This window comes from Pseudactinotalea sp. HY160, from assembly GCF_009372055.1.
In the GTDB taxonomy this organism is placed as follows: Bacteria; Actinomycetota; Actinomycetes; order Actinomycetales; family Beutenbergiaceae; genus HY158.
Genome location: NZ_WHMT01000008.1, coordinates 19,854 through 37,741, shown reverse-complemented (window position 1 = coordinate 37,741; position 17,888 = coordinate 19,854). Strand labels below are relative to the sequence as shown.

General features: G+C 71.1%; 18 protein-coding genes and 1 other RNA gene. 8 read left to right on the top strand and 11 right to left on the bottom strand.

The window, feature by feature from the left end; all coding sequences use genetic code 11:
- Positions 1 to 86: 86 nt before the first annotated feature.
- Together GCG21_RS09295 and GCG21_RS09290 are read right to left on the bottom strand one after the other, a co-directional pair.
- Positions 87 to 1,064 (bottom strand): ABC transporter permease subunit, encoded by a 978-nt coding sequence (locus GCG21_RS09295; RefSeq protein WP_152909420.1) that lies wholly within the window; start codon positions 1,062 to 1,064, stop codon positions 87 to 89.
- Positions 1,061 to 2,038, bottom strand: coding sequence for an ABC transporter ATP-binding protein (locus tag GCG21_RS09290; RefSeq protein ID WP_370517417.1), 978 nt, complete (start codon positions 2,036 to 2,038; stop codon positions 1,061 to 1,063). Before GCG21_RS09290 ends, GCG21_RS09295 begins: the two co-directional genes overlap by 4 nt.
- A gap of 219 nt (positions 2,039 to 2,257) precedes the next feature.
- Here GCG21_RS09290 and GCG21_RS09285 point away from each other — a divergent pair, with 219 nt between their 5' ends.
- Positions 2,258 to 2,917 carry an excisionase family DNA-binding protein gene (locus tag GCG21_RS09285; protein WP_152909419.1) on the top strand — a complete coding sequence of 220 codons (660 nt, stop codon included), beginning with the start codon at positions 2,258 to 2,260 and terminating at the stop codon, positions 2,915 to 2,917.
- A complete protein-coding gene (locus GCG21_RS16250) occupies positions 2,914 to 3,687 on the top strand; it encodes a hypothetical protein (RefSeq protein WP_194165028.1) in 774 nt (257 codons plus the stop codon). Before GCG21_RS09285 ends, GCG21_RS16250 begins: the two co-directional genes overlap by 4 nt.
- 118 nt (positions 3,688 to 3,805) lie before the next feature.
- Here GCG21_RS16250 and ssrA read toward each other — a convergent pair.
- Positions 3,806 to 4,172, bottom strand: a transfer-messenger RNA (tmRNA) gene (ssrA, locus tag GCG21_RS09270).
- 201 nt (positions 4,173 to 4,373) lie between these two features.
- On the opposite strand from ssrA, the gene nth reads away from it, so the two are divergent.
- A complete protein-coding gene (nth, locus tag GCG21_RS09265; protein WP_370517416.1) occupies positions 4,374 to 5,087 on the top strand; it encodes an endonuclease III in 714 nt (237 codons plus the stop codon).
- 170 nt (positions 5,088 to 5,257) lie between these two features.
- Here nth and smpB read toward each other — a convergent pair whose 3' ends face one another.
- The 7 genes from smpB to GCG21_RS09230 form a co-directional block, all read right to left on the bottom strand.
- Complete coding sequence (gene smpB, locus GCG21_RS09260; RefSeq protein ID WP_152909416.1) at positions 5,258 to 5,767, bottom strand: SsrA-binding protein SmpB; 510 nt, start codon at positions 5,765 to 5,767, stop codon at positions 5,258 to 5,260.
- Positions 5,768 to 5,878: 111 nt separating this feature from the next.
- The gene (locus GCG21_RS09255) at positions 5,879 to 7,270 is read right to left on the bottom strand and encodes a murein hydrolase activator EnvC (RefSeq protein ID WP_152909415.1); all 1,392 of its coding nucleotides are present in this window, start codon (positions 7,268 to 7,270) and stop codon (positions 5,879 to 5,881) included.
- A gap of 2 nt (positions 7,271 to 7,272) precedes the next feature.
- Positions 7,273 to 8,184, bottom strand: a complete 912-nt coding sequence (gene ftsX / locus GCG21_RS09250; RefSeq protein WP_152909414.1) for a permease-like cell division protein FtsX — start codon at positions 8,182 to 8,184, stop codon at positions 7,273 to 7,275.
- On the bottom strand, positions 8,181 to 8,870 hold the full coding sequence (gene ftsE, locus GCG21_RS09245) for a cell division ATP-binding protein FtsE (protein ID WP_153878633.1): 690 nt from the start codon (positions 8,868 to 8,870) through the stop codon (positions 8,181 to 8,183). The genes ftsX and ftsE overlap by 4 nt, the downstream gene beginning before the upstream one ends.
- Before the next feature lie 228 nt (positions 8,871 to 9,098).
- Entirely contained in the window at positions 9,099 to 10,202 is a 1,104-nt protein-coding gene (gene prfB, locus GCG21_RS09240; protein WP_370517415.1) for a peptide chain release factor 2, read from the bottom strand.
- 60 nt (positions 10,203 to 10,262) lie between these two features.
- A complete protein-coding gene (locus GCG21_RS09235) occupies positions 10,263 to 11,759 on the bottom strand; it encodes an aldehyde dehydrogenase family protein (protein WP_152909413.1) in 1,497 nt (498 codons plus the stop codon).
- 70 nt (positions 11,760 to 11,829) lie between these two features.
- On the bottom strand, positions 11,830 to 13,116 hold the full coding sequence (locus tag GCG21_RS09230) for a multidrug effflux MFS transporter (RefSeq protein ID WP_227993588.1): 1,287 nt from the start codon (positions 13,114 to 13,116) through the stop codon (positions 11,830 to 11,832).
- A 362-nt stretch (positions 13,117 to 13,478) separates the two neighbouring features.
- Between GCG21_RS09230 and GCG21_RS09225 the strand changes: the two genes are divergently transcribed.
- Both GCG21_RS09225 and GCG21_RS09220 read left to right on the top strand, forming a co-directional pair.
- The gene (locus GCG21_RS09225) at positions 13,479 to 13,772 is read left to right on the top strand and encodes a nucleotidyltransferase family protein (protein ID WP_228759945.1); all 294 of its coding nucleotides are present in this window, start codon (positions 13,479 to 13,481) and stop codon (positions 13,770 to 13,772) included.
- On the top strand, positions 13,762 to 14,118 hold the full coding sequence (locus GCG21_RS09220) for a DUF86 domain-containing protein (RefSeq protein ID WP_152909412.1): 357 nt from the start codon (positions 13,762 to 13,764) through the stop codon (positions 14,116 to 14,118). The genes GCG21_RS09225 and GCG21_RS09220 overlap by 11 nt, the downstream gene beginning before the upstream one ends.
- A 49-nt stretch (positions 14,119 to 14,167) precedes the next feature.
- Here GCG21_RS09220 and GCG21_RS09215 read toward each other — a convergent pair whose 3' ends face one another.
- The gene (locus tag GCG21_RS09215; RefSeq protein WP_152909411.1) at positions 14,168 to 14,746 is read right to left on the bottom strand and encodes an HhH-GPD-type base excision DNA repair protein; all 579 of its coding nucleotides are present in this window, start codon (positions 14,744 to 14,746) and stop codon (positions 14,168 to 14,170) included.
- 199 nt (positions 14,747 to 14,945) lie between these two features.
- Here GCG21_RS09215 and GCG21_RS09205 point away from each other — a divergent pair, with 199 nt between their 5' ends.
- From GCG21_RS09205 to GCG21_RS09195, 3 genes are all read left to right on the top strand, one after another.
- On the top strand, positions 14,946 to 15,803 hold the full coding sequence (locus tag GCG21_RS09205; RefSeq protein ID WP_152909410.1) for an SOS response-associated peptidase: 858 nt from the start codon (positions 14,946 to 14,948) through the stop codon (positions 15,801 to 15,803).
- Between the two features lie 9 nt (positions 15,804 to 15,812).
- Positions 15,813 to 17,045, top strand: a complete 1,233-nt coding sequence (locus tag GCG21_RS09200) for a sensor histidine kinase (RefSeq protein WP_152909409.1) — start codon at positions 15,813 to 15,815, stop codon at positions 17,043 to 17,045.
- Between the two features lie 101 nt (positions 17,046 to 17,146).
- Positions 17,147 to 17,848 carry a response regulator transcription factor gene (locus GCG21_RS09195; protein ID WP_152909408.1) on the top strand — a complete coding sequence of 234 codons (702 nt, stop codon included), beginning with the start codon at positions 17,147 to 17,149 and terminating at the stop codon, positions 17,846 to 17,848.
- The last annotated feature ends 40 nt before the right edge of the window (positions 17,849 to 17,888 follow it).

Sequence of the window (17,888 nt, the reverse complement as noted above, 5' to 3'; positions counted from 1 at the left end):
GGCATCGGCCGAAGCGACCACGGGCGCGAGGCGAACGGCCGAGGCGAGCTGCGTCGTCCATTCGCCCGGGCATGCCCGGTATGGGGTCAGTTCACGTCGCGGCGGGCGAAGTTCCAGCCCCCGAGCGTCACGAGCACGGCGAGCAGGACGGCGAGGAATCCGGCGCTCCACCCGAAGGAGATCGACTGCTCGACCGCCTCGCACATGAGGCCCGCGGAGGAGCGCGTGCATTCCTGGAGGTAGTAGGTCGTGCCGCCGCTCACCCAGCCGGCGAGGTTGACCCCGGGGATCCAGGGCGCCAGGGCGGGCACGTTGAAGCGAACGATCGCCTCGACGGCGATGACGTAGCCCACGGCGGTGCCGAGCACGGCGGCGGTCGAGCGCAGCAGGAACCCGACCACCGCGCCGACGGCGGCGGCCGCGGGCAGCACGGCGACGAGCCGGACCCACGACCAGATGACCGAGCTCGGCACGTCGGCCTCGAGGCCGCGCAGGGCGAAGACCGCGCACACCCCGCCGAAGGTCAGCGCGACCATGACGAGGCCGAGCGGGATCGTGCCGAGGACGGCAGCGCCCGTCTTCGCGAGATAGACGCGCCGGCGCCGGGGTTCGAACGTGAGGAGCGTCGACATCGAGCCGGCCCCGAACTCCGCGGCGATCGCCGTGGCGCCGATGAGCAGGCCGACCAGGAGCGTGAGCAGGATCGTGAACGGCCGGATCGCGGAGGCCAGGTAGTCGGTCAGGACCGGGTCGGGCGGCAGGTACCACTCGAGCCGCGGCTCCATGTCGTCGCAGCCGAAGTCGAGTTGTTCACCCGCGATCTCGGATTCGGAGGCCTCGGCCAGCTCGCACTGCTCGATCTGCTCCTGCCCGTGCTCCTCCCAGTTCGCCCGCTCCTCCTGGTACATCTGCTCGGCCCAGGCGATGTCCTCCGCGGTCGCCGGTCGGGCGTCGAGGACCGCGATCCCCACGAGGAGGATCGCCCCGAGCAGCCCGAGGACGCTCGCGATCCGGACGAGTCCGCGCAGTCGCAGCCGGCGTAGTTCCACCCGCAGGAGTCTCATGCGCCGGCCTCCTTCGACGGGGCCACGCCGCCGCGGCGATCTCGGCGGCGCGGGAGACCGAGCTCAGCCTCCCGGGTGAGGTCGAGGAACACCGATTCGAGGCCGGGCCGTTCGGCGAGGAGTTCGCTCGCGAACAGGCCGTGGGCGGCCAGCAGTTCGTTGAGGACGGCGGGGTCGTCGCCGGAGTCGACGTGGATCGTGCCGTGGTCGAGCCGGGTCGCGTGCCCGGCGCCGGCGAGCACGGCCACGGCGCGCTCGGGTTCGGCCACGCGGATCCGGATCGTGGCCGTGCGTGCGCCGATGATCTCCGCCACGGTGCCGCCGGCGATGAGCCGGCCGCGGCCGATGATCGAGACCGTGTCGGCGATCTGTTCGACCTCGGCGAGGATGTGACTGCTCACGAGCACGGTGCGGCCCTCGTCGGCGAGTGCGCGCATGGTGGCGCGCACGTCGTGGATGCCGGCGGGGTCGAGGCCGTTCGTGGGTTCGTCGAAGATGAGCACCTCGGGCCGCTTGAGCAGCGTGGCGGCGATCGCGAGCCGCTGCTTCATTCCGAGGGAGTAGGTGCCGAAGTGGTCGCCGGCGCGGTCGGACAGCCCGGTCTGGGCGAGCACCTCGGCGACGTGCGGGCGCGGGGCGCCGATCGCGTCGGCGAGGAGTTCGAGGTTCGCCCGCCCGGAGAAGTTGGGGAAGAACTTGGGCGATTCGACGATCGCGCCGACCTTGGCGATCACCTCGGGCAGCGCGGCCGGCACCGGCTTCCCGAGCACCGTGATCTCCCCCGAGTCGGGGCGCACGAGGCCGAGCACCATCCGGATCGTGGTGGTCTTGCCCGAGCCGTTCGGCCCGAGGAAGCCGTGCACGCCGCCCGCGGGCACGTTCAGGTCGAGCCCGTCGACGGCGACCCGTCTGCGCACGCCCGGATAGGACTTGCGTAGGGCGCGGGTCGAGATCGCCCATTCCTGCGTGGTCACGCCTGCCTCCTCGCGGGCGCTCCGCTGTGGAGAACCCCCCAGGGCCGGGAACGCCCCCGGCCTCGGGATCAACCTATCGGCCCGCGCGGCGCCCGCGGGCATTCGCTGCGGCGTGGCGGGGACGTTCGGCGGGATCCGGGGTAGCACGCCCATCGAGAAGTGCCGCGCACTTCGATTCGAGCATTGACACATACTGTCGCTCCTGCGACTATTACTGACATGGAGATGACGACGACGGAAGTCGCAGCACGCCTGGGCGTCTCCGTGCGGCAGGTGCAACGGCTCGCGCAAGCGGGCCGCCTGCAGGTGGTGCGTCGAGTCGGTTCCAGCAATCTCCTGGATGACTCCGCACTCACTACAGCCGCCGCTGCACGCCGTGGTCGAACCTGGGCTGCCCACACGGCGTGGGCAGCGGTCGATCTACTCGAGACCGGTAGGACCGAGAGACTCACCGGCTCCTCGTTGTCTCGGCTTCGAGGCCGGCTACGCAGTTGCAACGCGGCTGAACTGGTTCGCCTCACCAGTCGCCGGGCGCAGCTGTGGCGGGGCAGCCAGACACGACGCACGACAGACCAGCTGCGCGACGAGATCTCACTCTCCGGTGAGTCGATGCTCGCTCGGCGCGACATCGCCGCGCAGTTCGGTCTGGTCGCCGTCGACGGCGGTCGCATCGAGGGATACGTCGCGCACGACCAATGGCAACGGCTGCAGCACCGCTTCGGCCTCGAGGCCGACGCGGAGGGAGGAGTCCTCATCCACTGCACCGACCAGGAGCCGACCACCGGGATCGTCACTGCCGCTCTCGATCTCGCCGAGCGGTGGGGGGTCCGCGAACGCGGCGCGGCGCTGGAGCTCCTTGCCGAACGGCTCGCTCGATGAAGCGACCTGTCTGGCGGTTGGAGCATCGCGTCGACGCACTGCCAGAGCCGTGGCCGCAGCTGCCCGACCTCGCCCACCATCTGCCTCATGGATCGTGGACCCTCGTCGGCGGCCTGATGGTGCAGGCCCACGTGCTCCATGCGGGCCTGACTGTGGCCCGCCCTACCGAGGACATCGACGTCGTCCTCCACGTCGAGACTGGCGCGATCAGCTGGAGTACCGCCCGCGCCGGCCTACGCAGACTCGGGTACCGGCTAGTCGAGCCCAACGATCGTCGGGACCCTGCACATCGCTTCATCCGCTCCGAGGATGGTCGCATCATCGACGTCCTCATTGCCGACCACACGGGGCCGCGCGCCATCGCCGATCGCGTCGGACATCAGGCCGTCGTCGAGGCGCCAGGAGGGACATCGGCGCTGCGCAAGACGGTGAACCTGCACCTATCCGCAGAGACATCTGATGAGGTGACGATCAGCATCCCCGACGCCCTCGGCGCTCTCACGCTCAAGGGAGGCGCCTACCGCGTCGACTCACGAGACCGAGATCGTCACCTGCTCGACGGCGCCATGCTTGCAGCCACAGTCGAGGACGCCGATGCGCTCCTCGAGTCGCCCGAGTTGTGGACAGGCTCCGATGCCCGCAGGATACGGAATCTCGCACGAGCACTACCCGACGACCATCCAGCGTGGTCCTACGTTCCTGCCGATCGCAGGCGCCGAGCGCAGGTCTCGCTGGCGCTGCTCGCGGCGGGTCCACCACTCTCGCGCTGACCGACATCCCGTAACGGAGCGGTCAACGTCGCCCACCACCGGGACGCCGGCCGACGATCGAATAGATCGCGTTGCACAACGAGAAGCGCCGCGCACCCTGGGGCACGCGGCGCTTCGTCAGTGGAGGTGGCGGGAATCGAACCCGCGTCCGACAGTGAAAATCCAGGGCTTCTCCGGGCGCAGACTGCTCTGCTTTTCTCGGCCCCAGCACTCACGCAGACAAGGTGCTGACGGGCTCAGTTACCTAGAAGTCCCCACCGTCCCGGCAACGAGGACGATGAGCAGTGGCTCTCTAGCTGACGCCAGGAACCGGGTCGAGAGCTAGCCCGGGCTGACGGACTTCAGGACTCGCTCAGGCGGCGAGTGCGAAGTCGGTGCGGTTGTTATCGGCACCTATTGGTTTGCAAAGAGCGTTAACGAGATGACTCTGCATCCTCGGCCCGCTTCTCCTGGATCGACGACTGCCGTCGAAACCGATCACCCCCTGTTGAGTTGTACCGCCGCGGCGAACCGCGACATCCCCATGATACGGGGCCGATCGAGCCGCTGTCGAACCATTACTCCCAGGGGTGAACCGGCTCGTCCGGGCGCCGACCGGACGAGGCCTACGGACGGCGAGCTGCGCCGTCCGTAGGCGGGTGGACCCGGCCGCGGGCGATCGCATGCGCGGCCGGTAGGCTGGCCGCGTGAAGCGGGCGGAGAAGGCGGAGCGGATCGGACGGATCCTCGACGACCTGTACCCGGACCCGCCGATCGCCCTCGACCACACCGATGCCTATACGCTGCTCGTGGCCGTGGCGCTGTCCGCGCAGACCACCGACAAGAAGGTCAACGAGGTCACCCCGGCGCTGTTCGCCGAGGCGAGCACGCCCGAGGAGATGTACGCGCTCGGCGCGGATCGGATCCTCGAGCTGATCCGCCAGATCGGTCTCGCGCCGACGAAGGCGCGGAACGTGTGGACCGCCGCCGGGCAGATCCTCGACGCCGGCGGTCAGGTGCTCCCGGACTGGGACTTCCTCGAGAGCCTGGCGGGCGTGGGGCACAAGACGGCCAGCGTGGTCATGGCTCAAGCGTTCGACATCCCGGCGTTCCCCGTCGACACGCACATCTTCCGGCTGGCGCGGCGGTGGGGCCTGTCGACCGGCACGACCGTGGAGAAGGTGGAGACGGATCTCAAGCGGGTCTTCCCCCGGGACACCTGGAATCGGCGCCACCTGCAGATCATCTACTTCGGGCGGGAGTTCTGCCCGGCGCAGCGCCACGACCTCGCCGGCTGCCCCATCTGCTCCTTCGCGGCCACGAAGAAGCAGACCGAGGCCGAGGCCCGGGCACAGCGGGGCAGGCCGCGCGCCACACCGGGGCCCACGGACGTCGTCCCCGCCGAGGCCCACCGAGAGTAGGCGGGCAACCGGCCGATGCGATCACGCGTCCCGGCCCAATCGACGTCCGTCGCTGGGGAGGTGGCGGGAATCGCACCCGCGTCCGACAGTGAACATCCTGGGCTTCTCCGGGCGCAGACTACTCTGCCCTCCCCGGCCCCAGCGCTCACGCAGACGAGGCGCTGACAGGCTCAGCCGCGGCGCCGGCGCACGCTCATCGCCCGGGCGGCCTCACGCTCGTCCTGCTTCTGACGCAGCGTCTCGCGCTTGTCCCACTCCTGCTTGCCGCGGGCGATCGCGATCTCGACCTTCGCCCGGCCGCCGATGAAGTAGAGCTCGAGCGGCACGATCGTGTGCCCCTTCTCGCGGGTCTTCTGGTCGAGCTTGGCGATCTCCTCGCGGTGGAGCAGGAGCTTGCGCTTGCGGCGCGGGGCGTGGTTGGTCCACGTGCCCTCGGTGTACTCCGGGATGTGCACGCTCTCGAGCCAGGCCTCGCCGTAGTCGATGTGCACCCAGCCGTCGATCAGGCTCGCGCGACCGGCCCGCAGGCTCTTCACCTCGGTGCCGGTCAGGGCGATCCCGGCCTCGAACGTGCGGTCGATGTGGAAGTCGTGATAGGCGCGGCGGTTGCGCGCGACCACGGTCTTGACCGTCTTCGGGTCGACCTTGGCACTCGCCTGCTTCTTGCCCGCCTTGCTCATCCTGCTCCTTCTCGCCGCGACCACACGCCCGCCTGCACCCGACGGGGCCGCCGGCCGTCGCGGCCCACTGTAGAGGAGCGGCGCGCGGGCGAGCCACTCGATTTCGGCCGCTCAGAACCCGGGCAGGCCCATCGGGTCGATCGTGCTGCCGTTCTTCCACACCTCGAAGTGGACGTGGCAGCCGGTCACCTTCCCGGTCGCGCCGGTGTAGCCGATCGTCTCGCCCTGGGAGACCCGCTCGCCCGTGGAGACGGCGAATCGCGACAGGTGGTTGTAGACCGTGACGTAGATGCTGCCGCCGATCCGGCCGTGGTTGATCATCACCTGGTTGCCGTGGGTGCCGTTGCCGGCGGCGGGCCGCACGGCCGAGACCGTACCCGCGGCCGAGGCGATCTGGTTCTCCCCGCAGCGCGAGCGCAGGTCGACGCCGTTGTGCATCCACCGCCCGCCGAACGGATACCAGCGCATGCCCCACGGGGAGGTCACGTGCAGGTTCGACCGGCCGACCGGGGGGATGAGCGTGCCGCTGCCACCCGAGCCGCCGGAGCCACCGCCGGAGCCGCCCGAGCCCCCGCCGGAGGAGGAGCCCCCGCCCGAGCCCGGCTTCGAGGAGTTCTGGTTCTTGGCCGCCTCCTCGCGGCGGCGGGCCTCCGCGGCCTCCTCCTTCGCCACGATGTCGGCGATCTGGGAGGCGAGCTCGGCGTCGGCGGCCTTGAGGTCGGCGAGCTCCTGCTCGCTCGCCGCCTTGGCGTCCTCGAGGTCGGCGGCCTGATGTTCCTGGTCGATCTTGAGCTGGGAGATCTCGGCCACGAGATCCGCGGCGGCCGCGCGCGCGTCGTCGGCGGCGGCGACCGCGGCGGCGGCCTCGTCCTCCAGATCGCCGATGCGATCCTCGACGGCGCCCAGGCGTGCCTCGCGATTGCGGTTGACGGCCTGGATGTCCCGCAGCTCGGCGAGGGTCTCGTTCTGGGTGCGCATGGCCGAGCTCATGACCGAGTAGGAGCTCGCGAACTCCTGCGGGGAGGTGGCCTCGAACACGACCGCCAGGGTCGAGATGCCGTCGCCGCCGCGGTAGGCGGAACGGGCCACCTCACCGAGGGCGGCGTGGGCGGTGTCCATCTCGGTGTCGCTCGCCGCGATCTCGGATTCGAGCGAGTCCCGCTGGGAGCGGGCCGCCGCGAGCCGATCCTGCACGGCGTCGAGCTCGCGTTCGGCGGCGTCGAGCTCCTGGTTCTTCACCTCGAGCTCGGCCTCGGCCTCGGGCAGGCGGCGCTTGGTCTCGTCGAGCGCGAGGTACAGCTCCGCCAGGTCCTGGTCGGTGCCCTCGAGCGAGGCCTCGAGCTCCTCCCGCTCCTGGGCGTTGCGCGCGCGCTGATCCTCCAGATCGTCCTTCGGGCCGGCGGCGGCGGGCAGCGTCAGCCCGCCCAGGAGCAGGGCCGCGGTGGCCGCGAAGGCGGTGAGCGCGGCGAGCATCCGCGGGAGGGGGCGTGTGCGGCGTGCCATGATCATACCTTCGTGTATCGGCTCAGGCTCACAGCTGAGGAGACCCCGGCGAGCAGGATTCCGACGAGCACCAGGATGGGTGCGATCGTCCAGACGTCGGCGGTGTTGACGAGGTTGACCCAGGTGATCTGGTCCGCCAACCAGCCCTGCAGGTAGTCCACCGCGCCCCAGAGCCCGCCCACCGCGAGGGCCGCGCCGACGAGGGCCGCGATCGCGCCCTCGAGCATGAATGGCAATTGGATGAACAGGTTCGAGGCCCCGACCAGGCGCATGATCGAGGTCTCGCGGGAGCGGCTCATCGCGGAGAGCCGGATCGTCGTCGTGATGAGCAGCACGGCCGCGACGATCATGACCACGGCGAGCCCGACCGAGAGCACCGTGGCGCGGTTGAGCACGAGGAAGAGCGGTTCGAAGATCTTGCGCTGATCCTGCACCTGCTGCACGCCGGTGCGGCCCGTGAGCTCGTCGGCGATGACCTCGTACTGCTCGGGATCGACGAGCTTGATCCGGAACGAGACCTGCATCTGGTCGGCGGTGATCGCCTGGGCCCAGTCCTCGTCGCCGAACTGCTCGACGAAGTTGTCGTAGGCCTCCTCCTTGGTCTCGAGGTAGACCTTGGAGACGTACGGCGCCAGCGCCTCCGACTCGAGGATCCCGCGCACGTCGTCGAGCTGGTCGTCGGTGGCCTCCCCGCCCGCGCAGCTGGGCTGCAGCGAGTCCGCCGGGCACATGAACACGCTCACCTCGACCTTGTCGTACCAGTCGTCCTTGAGCTTGCCGATCTGCACCTGCATGAGCGCCGCCGACCCCACGAACGCGAGCGACACGAACGTCACGAGCACCACCGAGATCGCCATGGCGATATTCGACTTCAGCCCCGAGCCGATCTGGGAAAGAATGAACCGGACTCTCATCGCTGCGCTCCGTACACTCCGCGGGCCTGGTCACGGACCATCTGCCCGTCCACGAGTTCCACCACGCGCTTGCGCATCTGGTCCACGATGTCGTCGTCGTGGGTGGCCATGACGATCGTGGTTCCCCGGCGGTTGATCCGGTCGAGCAGGCGCATGATCCCCACGGACGTCGCCGGGTCGAGGTTGCCGGTGGGCTCGTCGGCGAGCAGGATCGCGGGACGGCCCGCCATCGCCCGGGCGATCGCGACCCGCTGCTGTTCCCCGCCCGAGAGCTCGTGCGGCAGCCGCTTCTCCTTGCCCGCGAGGCCCACGAGCTCGAGGGTCTCGGGCACGACCTGGAGCACGTGGTGGCGCGGCTTGCCGATGACCTGCAGCGCGATGGCCACGTTGTCGAACACGTTCTTCTTGGGCAGCAGCCGGAAGTCCTGGAACACCGTGCCGATCTGGCGGCGCAGATACGGCACCTTCCATTGCGAGACCTTCGACAGGTCCCGCCCGGCCACGAAGATCGCCCCGGAGGTGGGCCGCTCCTCGCGCAGCACGAGCCGCAGGAATGTGGACTTCCCGGAACCGGAGGCGCCGACGAGGAACACGAATTCCCCCCGGTCCACCTCCATGTCGATCTGGTCCAGGGCTGGGCGTGCTCCACGGGCGTACACCTTGGAGACCTTGTCTAAGCGAATCACGTATCTTCAACCGGCCGGTCTCGAGAATGGGATGGCGCCATGAGGAGCTGGTCGTGCTGAACTCCGGCCATGGGCAGCGTATGGAACCAACCTGCGAAGCGTGACTGCGACACGCCGAACCGCCGCGAGCGGCCTATGGACGACGCCCGGCCGGCCCTCGTAGGCGCGCCCGGGCGTCGCCCATCGGGCGCCCGTATCGGCGCGGTCGCCCCGATGGGTGGGGTCGGGTCAGTCCTGCTGCCGCCGGCGCCAGCGGATCCCGGTCTCGATGAAGTCGTCGATCTCGCCGTCGAAGACGGCCGCGGGGTTGCCGGACTCGTGCTCGGTGCGCAGGTCCTTGACCATCTGGTAGGGCTGGAGCACGTACGAGCGCATCTGGTCGCCCCAGGAGGCCTTGACGTCGCCGGCGAGGGCCTTCTTCGTGGCGTTCTCCTCCTCCTGGCGCTGGAGCAGCAGGCGGGACTGGAGCACGCGCAGCGCGGCGGCCCGGTTCTGGATCTGGGACTTCTCGTTCTGCATCGACACGACGATGCCGGTGGGCACGTGGGTCATCCGCACGGCCGAGTCGGTCGTGTTCACGCTCTGCCCGCCCGGGCCGGAGGAGCGGAACACGTCCACCTTGATGTCGGCCTCGGGGATCTCGACGTGGTCGGTCTGCTCGATGAGCGGGATCACCTCGACGGCGGCGAAGGACGTCTGCCGGCGACCCTGGTTGTCGAACGGGGAGATGCGCACGAGCCGGTGCGTGCCGGCCTCCACCGAGAGGGTGCCGTAGGCGTAGGGCGCCTTGACCTCGAAGGTGGCGGACTTGAGCCCGGCCTCCTCGGCGTAGGAGGTGTCGAGGACCGAGGTGGGATAGCCCTGCCGCTCGGCCCAGCGCAGGTACATGCGCATGAGCATCTCGGCGAAGTCCGCGGCGTCGACGCCGCCGGCTCCGGCCCGGATGGAGACCACGGCCTCCCGCTGATCGAACTCCCCCGACAGCAGGGTGCGCACCTCGAGGTCGCTCAGGGCCTCGCGGATGGATACCAGTTCCCCGGCGGCCTCGGCCATCACCTCGTCGTCGCCGGCCTCCTCACCGAGTTCGACGAGGGCCTCGAGGTCGTCGATCCGCTGCGAGATCTTGGTCAGCCGCCCCAGCTCCGACTGCGTGTGCGACAGGTCGCTCGTGACCGCCTGGGCATGCTCGAGGTCGTCCCACAGGTCGGGGGCGGCGGCCTGCTGCGAGAGTTCCTCGATCCGGGCGGCGAGCTGCGCCGGGTCGGTCACCGCCGCGATGGTGTCGTAGGTGTGCCGGAGCGCTTCGATCTCATGGGGAAAGTCGGTGACCACAGTCGACCACCCTACGCCAGCTCACCGGCCCCCGGAGTCCGGCCCCGGAGTCCGGGCCCGTCAGCGGCGCAGGCGCCGGTCGAGCAGGCCGGCGTAGGAGCCGAGCGCCGAACGCACCTTCTCGGTCCAGCCGTCGGGCCCGGGTGGGGCGGCCAGGTCGGTCACCGAGATCGGCAGGTCGGAGCCGGCCACCGCGCGCAGGTGGGAGAACTGTTCGAAGCCGAACCTGCCGTGGTAGCGGCCCATCCCCGACTGCCCGACGCCGCCGAACGGGGCCATCGGGATCGCGTTCGTCAGGCCCCAATCGTTCCGGGCCACGCCCCCGGACCGGGTGTTCGCGACGAACGAGCGGAACGCCGCGTCGTCCTTGCCATACCAGGTGGCCACGAGCGGGGCGGGCCGATCCGCGAGCCGGGCGACCACCTCGTCGACGTCGTCGTAGGGGTGCACGGCCAGCACGGGTCCGAAGACCTCCTCGCGGCTCAGGCGCATGCCCTCGGTCACGTCGAGCACGATCGTGGGCGGCACGATGCGCCGGCCGCGCAGCGCCGCCTCCCCCGCCTCGTCGGTGCCGAAGGCGCGCAGCACCTGGGCGCCCTGGGCGGCGGCGTCGTCGATGAGCGCCGTGACCCGGTCATAGGCCTGGGCGTCGATCAGGCTGGTGACCTCCCCGGTCGCGAGCCGGTCGGGCACGGTCTCACTCCAGGCGTTGAAGACCTCCTGCACGAACAGTCGAAGCTGCGAGGCGGGCACGTACACGTCGTCCGGGCTCAGGCAGACCTGGCCGGCGTTGAGCAGCCGGGAGGCGGCGACCCGGGCGGCGGAGCGGCGCAGCCGGCCGCGATGGGAGGCCACCTCCGGGCTGACCACCACGGGGTTCTTGCCGCCGAGCTCGAGGGTCACGGGCGTGAGGTTCGTGGCGGCGGCCGCCATGATCTTCGATCCGGTCGCGGCGGAGCCGGTGAAGAAGAGGTGATCGAGGTCGAGGGAGGCGAACTCGGCCGACACGGCCACATCGCCGGTGACCACGGCGAGCTCCTCGACGTCGAAGACGTCGTGCCAGGCGTTCGCGAGCACCTCGGAGGTCCGCGGCAGCTTCTCGCTCATCTTGATCATGACCCGGTTGCCGGCGGCCAGGGCGGTGAGGGCGGGGACCGCGGTGAGGTTGAGCGGGAAGTTCCACATGCCCATGACGCCGACGACCCCGAGGGGGCTGGGCACGACCTGGCTCGTGAGCCCGGCCAGGCGCAGGACCCGGCCGGTCACGGCGCCGGCGGAATAGCGGGGCCGCATCCAGCGGCCGAGACCGGCGCGCAGGACCTCGGTCTCGGCGGCGAGGGTGAGCACGTCGGTCACGAGCGTGGTCACCTCGGGGCGGTGGCCGAAGTCGTCCGAGATCGCCGTCACGAGCCGGTCCGTGTTCGCCACGACCGCGTGGGTGAAGCGGTCCACCCGGTCGCGCCGGAGGGCGGCATCGGGCGGGCCGTCGCGGTGGAAGGCGGCGCGCTGCAGCCGCAGCACGTCCGACATGGGGGTGGACGTCGTCGTGGCGCTCATCCGTTCACTGTGCCCCTTCGTCCGGTGGTTTCGCCAATCCCGACCCGCACGCCCGCCCGGTCTCCCCGGCTCAGGCCCGTCGGTCCTGCACTGTGTCCGGTTCCACGGTAGCCTCCCAGCCGCCGCGGCGATAGGCGCGCGCCCCGAAGGCAATGACCCCGAGGCTCACCGCGACGGCCGCGAGCATGACGATCGCCATGGCCGTCGCGTTCCCGCCGAGCACGCCGACGATCGGTGCGATGACGCCGGCGATCCCCGCCTGCAGCGCGCCGATGAAGGCCGCGGCCGCCCCGGCCCGCTCACCGTGGCGGCCGAGGGCGATCGCCGAGGCGTTCGGCGGGATGAACGAGCCGAAGAACAGCACGAAGAACAGCGGCAGGAGCAGCCCGAGGAGTCCGCCGGCGCCGGTGAGCGCGGTCGCGGTGAGCACGAGCGCGCAGATCACCGCGAACGGCATGGCGATGCGGATGATGCGGATGGGGGCGAAGCGGCGCACGAGCGCGGCGTTGAGCTGGGCCCCGAGCACGAGTCCGGCGCCGTTGATCGCGAAGAGCATCGCGAACTCCCCGGAGGAGAGGCCGTATCCGTCGCGCAGCACGAACGGGGATCCGGCGACGTAGGCGAACAGGGCGGCCATCGTCAGCCCGGGCAGGAGCGCGTACGCCATGAAGCGCCCGTCGGCGGCGAGCACCCGGTAGGACCGCATCACCCCGCGGGTGCTGCGCAGGCGCCGCTCGGCGGGCAGCGTCTCGGGCAGGAACCTCCACACGATCACGAACAGCCCGGCCCCCAGCACGGCGAGCGCCACGAACACCGAGCGCCAGCCCCACAGGTGGGCCAGGGCGCTGCCGATCGTGGGGGCGAGCAGGGGGGCCACGCCGATCACGAGCATGAGCCGGGAGAGCAGGGCGGAGGCGTCGGAGCCGGTCATCCGGTCGCGGATCACGGCGATGGCGACGACCCCGGCCGCGGCGTTGCCCACGCCCTGGAGCATCCGCAGCGCGATGAGCGGCACCACGGAGTAGGCCAGGAGGCACAGCAGCGAGGCCACGATGTGCAGCACGAGCCCGGCGAACACGGGTGCCCGGCGGCCGTAGCGGTCCGAGAGCGGGCCGATCACGAGCTGGCCGACCGCGCCGCCGATGAGCGTGCCGGTGATGGTGAACTGCACCGCCGACATCCCGGTGCCCAGCTCGGTGGCGACCTCCGGGAGCGAGGGCAGGTACATGTCGGTGGTGAGCGCACCGAGTGCGGCCATGGAACCGAGCAGCAGGACCCACTTCGCCATCGAGGCCCGCCCGGTCCGGGCGGCCCGCGTGGGGATGGGTGCGGTCTGCGGTCGTGCGAGCGCGGTCATCCGACTCCTGATATCGAAACGTTTCGTTCGTGCCAGAGCATCCTGTCAGGATTCTCGCCGGATCGAAACGATTCGCGTTGCACGTGTGGGAGACGTCTCAGGCCGCGCGGGCACGCGGCCGGGAACGGTTCAAGCACGCCCGCGAATTCCCCCTCGGGCGGGTCAAGATTCGCTGCGGATCCGGCGGACCGGCACGGGCACGCGCCCCTCGGTGTCGCGCGCTCAGCAGCAGGGTCGAGCGCGATGCGGCGCAGCAGCACGACCGCCTCGTTGTCAGCGCGAACACCGTGCAAACTATCGTCATCGGGTCGATATCGGTGGGACGACAGCCGGATGCGGCCACTCTCCGATAGTCTTGGGCTGTGCTGGCCGTGGACGTCGACCCGGAGCGCTTGCGCGAAGTATGCGAGCGCTACGGCGTCGCGTCGTTGGAGGTGTTCGGGTCGGTCGCCCGGGGTGAGCACCGGCCCGATAGCGACGTCGACCTGCTCTACGTCTTGAAACCGGATGCACGTCTTGGATTCAAACTCTTCGACCTCGAAGACGAGCTCGCCGCGCTCTTCGGGCGTCGGGTCGACCTGGTCGCGCGCAAGGCGATCAACAAGTACATCCGCGTGCAGGTCCTTGCCGACACGCAGCCCCTCTATGCGGCGTGAACTCCTGCTGCTGCGCGAGATGCGCGACGCAGCGGTGACGATCCGGGAGCTCGTCGGCGATCGAAGCGCCGAGCAGGTGGACGCCGACGACCTCCGGCGTTCAGCTCTCTTGTGGCACTTCACCGTTCTCGGAGAAGCCGCCAGCCAGGTTCCGTCCGATGTGAAGAACACCCACCCGGAGATCGCGTGGCGTGCTGCTACCCGGCTGCGCAACCGCATTGTCCACGGCTACTGGGACATCGACATCGAAACCCTGGTCACCACGGCAGCCGACGACCTGGCTCCCATGATCACCGAGTTGGAGATCATGGTCGCGGCGCTGCAGAAGCCCGATGCCTCCGGCTGACACCCTCCGCGGGCTGTCGAACGCCGACGCGCGATGATTCGGCTCGCGCCTACCTGCGCGCCTTCGCCGCGGCCTTGACGGCCTTCTTGTTCTCCCGCACACGGGCCAGAGTGTGCTCGTCGCGCACGTCGGCGATCGACAGGTACGCCTCGTCCGGACCGTAGTCGCCGGCGGCCTCGCGCCAGCCGGGGGCCGTGAGGCCGCGGCGCTTGCCGAGCAGCGCGAGGAACACCCGGGCCTTCTGATCCCCGAAGCCGGGCAGGGCACGCAGCCGGCGATAGACCTCCGCGCCGTCGGGCTCCCCGTCGGTCCAGAGCCGACCGGCCTCGCCGCCCCAGTCCGCGACGATCGCCGCGCAGACCCCCTGCAGCCGCGCCGCCATCGACCCGGGGAAGCGGTGCACCGCCGGCGGGGTGGCACACACCGCCTTGAACTCCTCCGGATCCAGATGGGCGATCTGCGCGGGGTCGAGACCCCCGAGCCGATCGGCCAGCTTCGCCGGGCCCGCGAACGCGGTCTCCATCATCACCTGCTGGTCGAGCACCATCCCGAGCAGCAGGGCGAGGTTGTCCGCGGCGAGCAGTCGGTCGGCATCCGGGTCACCCGTGTAGAAGTCGGCGGCGCTCATTCCCTCATGATCCCACCGCCGCGGCCCTCCTCACCACGAACCACGAAGAGCCGAATTGCATGCAGTGCGGCCGGGGTGACCTCGGCACGATCCCGAATTCGACGGCGCGGCGACTCGGCGGCTCGGTGACTCGGTGACTCGGTGCCTCGGCGGCTCGGCGGCTCGGCGGCTCGGGGGCGGCAGGGGGCAGGATGGAGGCATGTGCGGACGATATGCCTCCTTCCGGGCGGCCCAGGCGATGGCGGACGCCTTCGACGTCGACGACATGACCGACGCGGCCCGGGCGATCGCGGCGAGCTGGAACGTCGCCCCGACCGATCCGGTGCGGATCGTGGTCGCCCACCCCGGCTCCCGCCGCTCACTCCAGGCCGCGCGCTGGGGCCTCGTGCCGCCCTGGGCGACCTCCCCGGCGATCGGGTCCCGGATGATCAACGCCCGCTCCGAGACCCTCGCGGACAAGCCGGCCTTCCGCATCCCGGCGGCGAAGCAGCGCTGCCTCGTGCTCGCCGACGGCTACTACGAATGGCACCGCTACACCCCGGCCCCCGACTCACCCGACTCGACCGGCTCGACCGGCTCGACCAGCGCAGCCGGCTCGACGGACCGCCGGAGCGGGGAGCTCCGCCAGCCCTATTACATCCATCCCGCGGGCGAGGCGCCGCTCGCGTTCGCCGGCCTGTACTCGTGGTGGCCGGATCCGGAGCTGCCCGCGGGCGACCCGCAGCGCTGGCTGCTCTCGACCACGATCGTCACCGGCGAGGCCCGCGGGGCGCTCGCCACCCTCCACGCCCGCGAGCCGGTCGTGCTCGGTGCGGCCGCCGCCCGCGCGTGGCTCGACCCGGAGCTCACCGATGCGCGCGCGGCGCTCGAGCTCACCTGCGAGCCCGGCCCCCGCCTCACCTGGCACCCCGTGACCAGGGCGGTGGGCGCCGTCCGTAATAATCACCCCGGCCTCCTCGAGGCCGTGACGTCCCCTCCCGAACTGGCCGGCCTCCCCCTGCGGGAGGACGACGTCGCCCGCCCTGGGCGGGACGCGCCGCCCCGGGCGGGTGCCTAGGCTGGGCGCATGTCCGCCCCCGTGACCGCCGGGCCGAGCAGCAGCCGGCGCCATCCCACCCGGCCGCGGCTGCTGCAGGACGTCCTCCTCGCGGTCGTGTGCTTCGTGGTGTTCGGGCTCTCGAGCCTCGTGACGTTCGGCTTCTCCGGCTTCGGGACGCGCGACGGCGCCCCGGCCATCGTGCTCCTGGCGGGCGTTCTCATGTGCGGCGCGATGGTCTGGCGGGCGAGCAACCCGGTGCCGGCGACGATCCTCGTGTACTTCACCGCGCTCGCCCACTTCGCGGCCGGCTTCATGCTCCTGCCGATCGACGCCCTCATCTTCCTCGCGCTCTACTCGGTCACGGTCCACGGGCCGCGCTGGGCCGAACGGCTCGGCCTCGCGGGCGCCCTCGTCGGCGGGCTGCTCGTGTCGACCGTGTTCGCCGCGAACGCCACCACCCGGCTCGAGGCGGTGTTCCTCGTGGCCTTCGGCTTCGCGTTCGCAGCCACGGCGGTGCTGCTGTTCTGGTCGGTCGGGCTCCTGCGCCGCAGCCGGAGCGACCGCACCGAGTCCCTGCGAGAGCGGGCCGCCCGGCTCGAGCTCGAACGCGATCAGCAGGCCCAGCTCGCCACGGCCGCCGAACGGAACCGGATCGCCCGCGAGATGCACGACATCGTGGCCCACTCCCTCTCCGTGGTCATCGCCCAGGCCGACGGCGGCCGGTACGCCGCGGCGGCGGATCCGGCGGCGGCGGTCACCGCGCTGTCGACGATCTCCGAGACCGGCCGGGCGGCCCTGGCCGACATGCGCCGGATCCTCGGGGTGCTGCGCGACGAGGACGGGCAGGCGGCCGACCTCATCCCCCAGCCGGCCGACGCCGACATCGTCGCGCTGCTGGAGCAGGTGCGCCGCAGCGGGCTCGAGGTCTCCCACGTGGATCTGGGCACGCCCCGGCCGATGCCCCCGGGCACCGGCGTCGCCGTGTACCGGATCGTGCAGGAGGCGTTGACGAACGTGCTCAAGCACGCCGGCCCGCACGCGCGCGTCACCGTGACCACCCAGTGGACTCCGGCCGAGCTCGTGCTCACCGTCGAGGACGACGGCCGCGGCGCCGCCGCCACCACCGAGGTCCCCGGATACGGCCTCGTGGGGATGAAGGAGCGCGCGAGCATGCTCGGCGGCGCCCTCATCGCCGGTCCCCGGCCCGGCGGCGGCTTCCGCACGCGCGCCACGATCCCGATCCCGGGCGGCGCCCCGTAGCCCCGTAGCACCGCGGTCCGCCCGCCGGCGGCGGCTACCCTCGTCGCCAGGGCCGGCACCCGCCCGCCACCGCTTCGCCCATCCCACCAGCCGAGGACACCATGACGCCCGACCCGACGCCCACCCCGATCCGCGTCGCCATCGTCGACGACCAGGCGCTCGTGCGCGCCGGTTTCGCGCTCGTGATCAACTCCCAGCCCGACATGGAGGTCGTGTTCGAGGCCGGCGACGGGGCCCAGGCGCTGCGGCTGCTGGCCGGGCGGGAGGTCGAGGTCGTGCTCATGGACGTGCGCATGCCGACCATGGACGGGCTCGCCGCGACCGCCGAGCTGACCGACCCCGCCCGGACCCCCGCGGGGACCACCCCTCCCCGGGTCGTCATCCTCACCACCTTCGACCTCGACGAATACGCGCTCGCCGCGATCAGGGCCGGGGCCTCGGGCTTCCTCCTCAAGGACACCCCGCCCGAGGACATGCTCGCCGCGATCCGCACCATCCACCGCGGCGACGCCGTCATCGCGCCCTCGACCACGCGTCGTCTCATCGAACAGCTCGCCGCCGCCCTGCCCGATTCCGAGCAGGCCTCCCCCGCGATCCTCGACACCCTGACCGACCGGGAGCGGGAGGTGCTCGTGCTCATGGCCCGCGGCCGCTCGAACACCGAGATCGCCGGCGACCTGTTCGTGGCCGAGGCGACCGTCAAGACCCATGTCGGCCGGATCCTCGCGAAGCTCTCCGCCCGCGATCGCGTGCAGGCCGTCGTGCTCGCCTACGAGACCGGTCTCGTGCGCCCCGGGGAATGACCCCGGGGCCCGCGCGTCCTCCTGCGGGTGGACGGCGCAA

What these genes read in the sequence shown, in the direction of transcription:
- GCG21_RS09295 (WP_152909420.1), bottom strand. Translation starts at nt 1,064, where the DNA reads ATGAGACTCCTGCGGGTGGAACTACGCCGGCTGCGACTGCGCGGACTC.
- GCG21_RS09285 (WP_152909419.1), top strand. Translation starts at nt 2,258, where the DNA reads ATGGAGATGACGACGACGGAAGTCGCAGCACGCCTGGGCGTCTCCGTG.
- GCG21_RS16250 (WP_194165028.1), top strand. Translation starts at nt 2,914, where the DNA reads ATGAAGCGACCTGTCTGGCGGTTGGAGCATCGCGTCGACGCACTGCCA.
- smpB (WP_152909416.1), bottom strand. Translation starts at nt 5,767, where the DNA reads ATGAGCAAGGCGGGCAAGAAGCAGGCGAGTGCCAAGGTCGACCCGAAG.
- GCG21_RS09255 (WP_152909415.1), bottom strand. Translation starts at nt 7,270, where the DNA reads ATGGCACGCCGCACACGCCCCCTCCCGCGGATGCTCGCCGCGCTCACC.
- ftsX (WP_152909414.1), bottom strand. Translation starts at nt 8,184, where the DNA reads ATGAGAGTCCGGTTCATTCTTTCCCAGATCGGCTCGGGGCTGAAGTCG.
- GCG21_RS09235 (WP_152909413.1), bottom strand. Translation starts at nt 11,759, where the DNA reads ATGAGCGCCACGACGACGTCCACCCCCATGTCGGACGTGCTGCGGCTG.
- GCG21_RS09230 (WP_227993588.1), bottom strand. Translation starts at nt 13,116, where the DNA reads ATGACCGCGCTCGCACGACCGCAGACCGCACCCATCCCCACGCGGGCC.
- GCG21_RS09220 (WP_152909412.1), top strand. Translation starts at nt 13,762, where the DNA reads ATGCGGCGTGAACTCCTGCTGCTGCGCGAGATGCGCGACGCAGCGGTG.
- GCG21_RS09215 (WP_152909411.1), bottom strand. Translation starts at nt 14,746, where the DNA reads ATGAGCGCCGCCGACTTCTACACGGGTGACCCGGATGCCGACCGACTG.
- GCG21_RS09205 (WP_152909410.1), top strand. Translation starts at nt 14,946, where the DNA reads ATGTGCGGACGATATGCCTCCTTCCGGGCGGCCCAGGCGATGGCGGAC.
- GCG21_RS09200 (WP_152909409.1), top strand. Translation starts at nt 15,813, where the DNA reads ATGTCCGCCCCCGTGACCGCCGGGCCGAGCAGCAGCCGGCGCCATCCC.
- GCG21_RS09195 (WP_152909408.1), top strand. Translation starts at nt 17,147, where the DNA reads ATGACGCCCGACCCGACGCCCACCCCGATCCGCGTCGCCATCGTCGAC.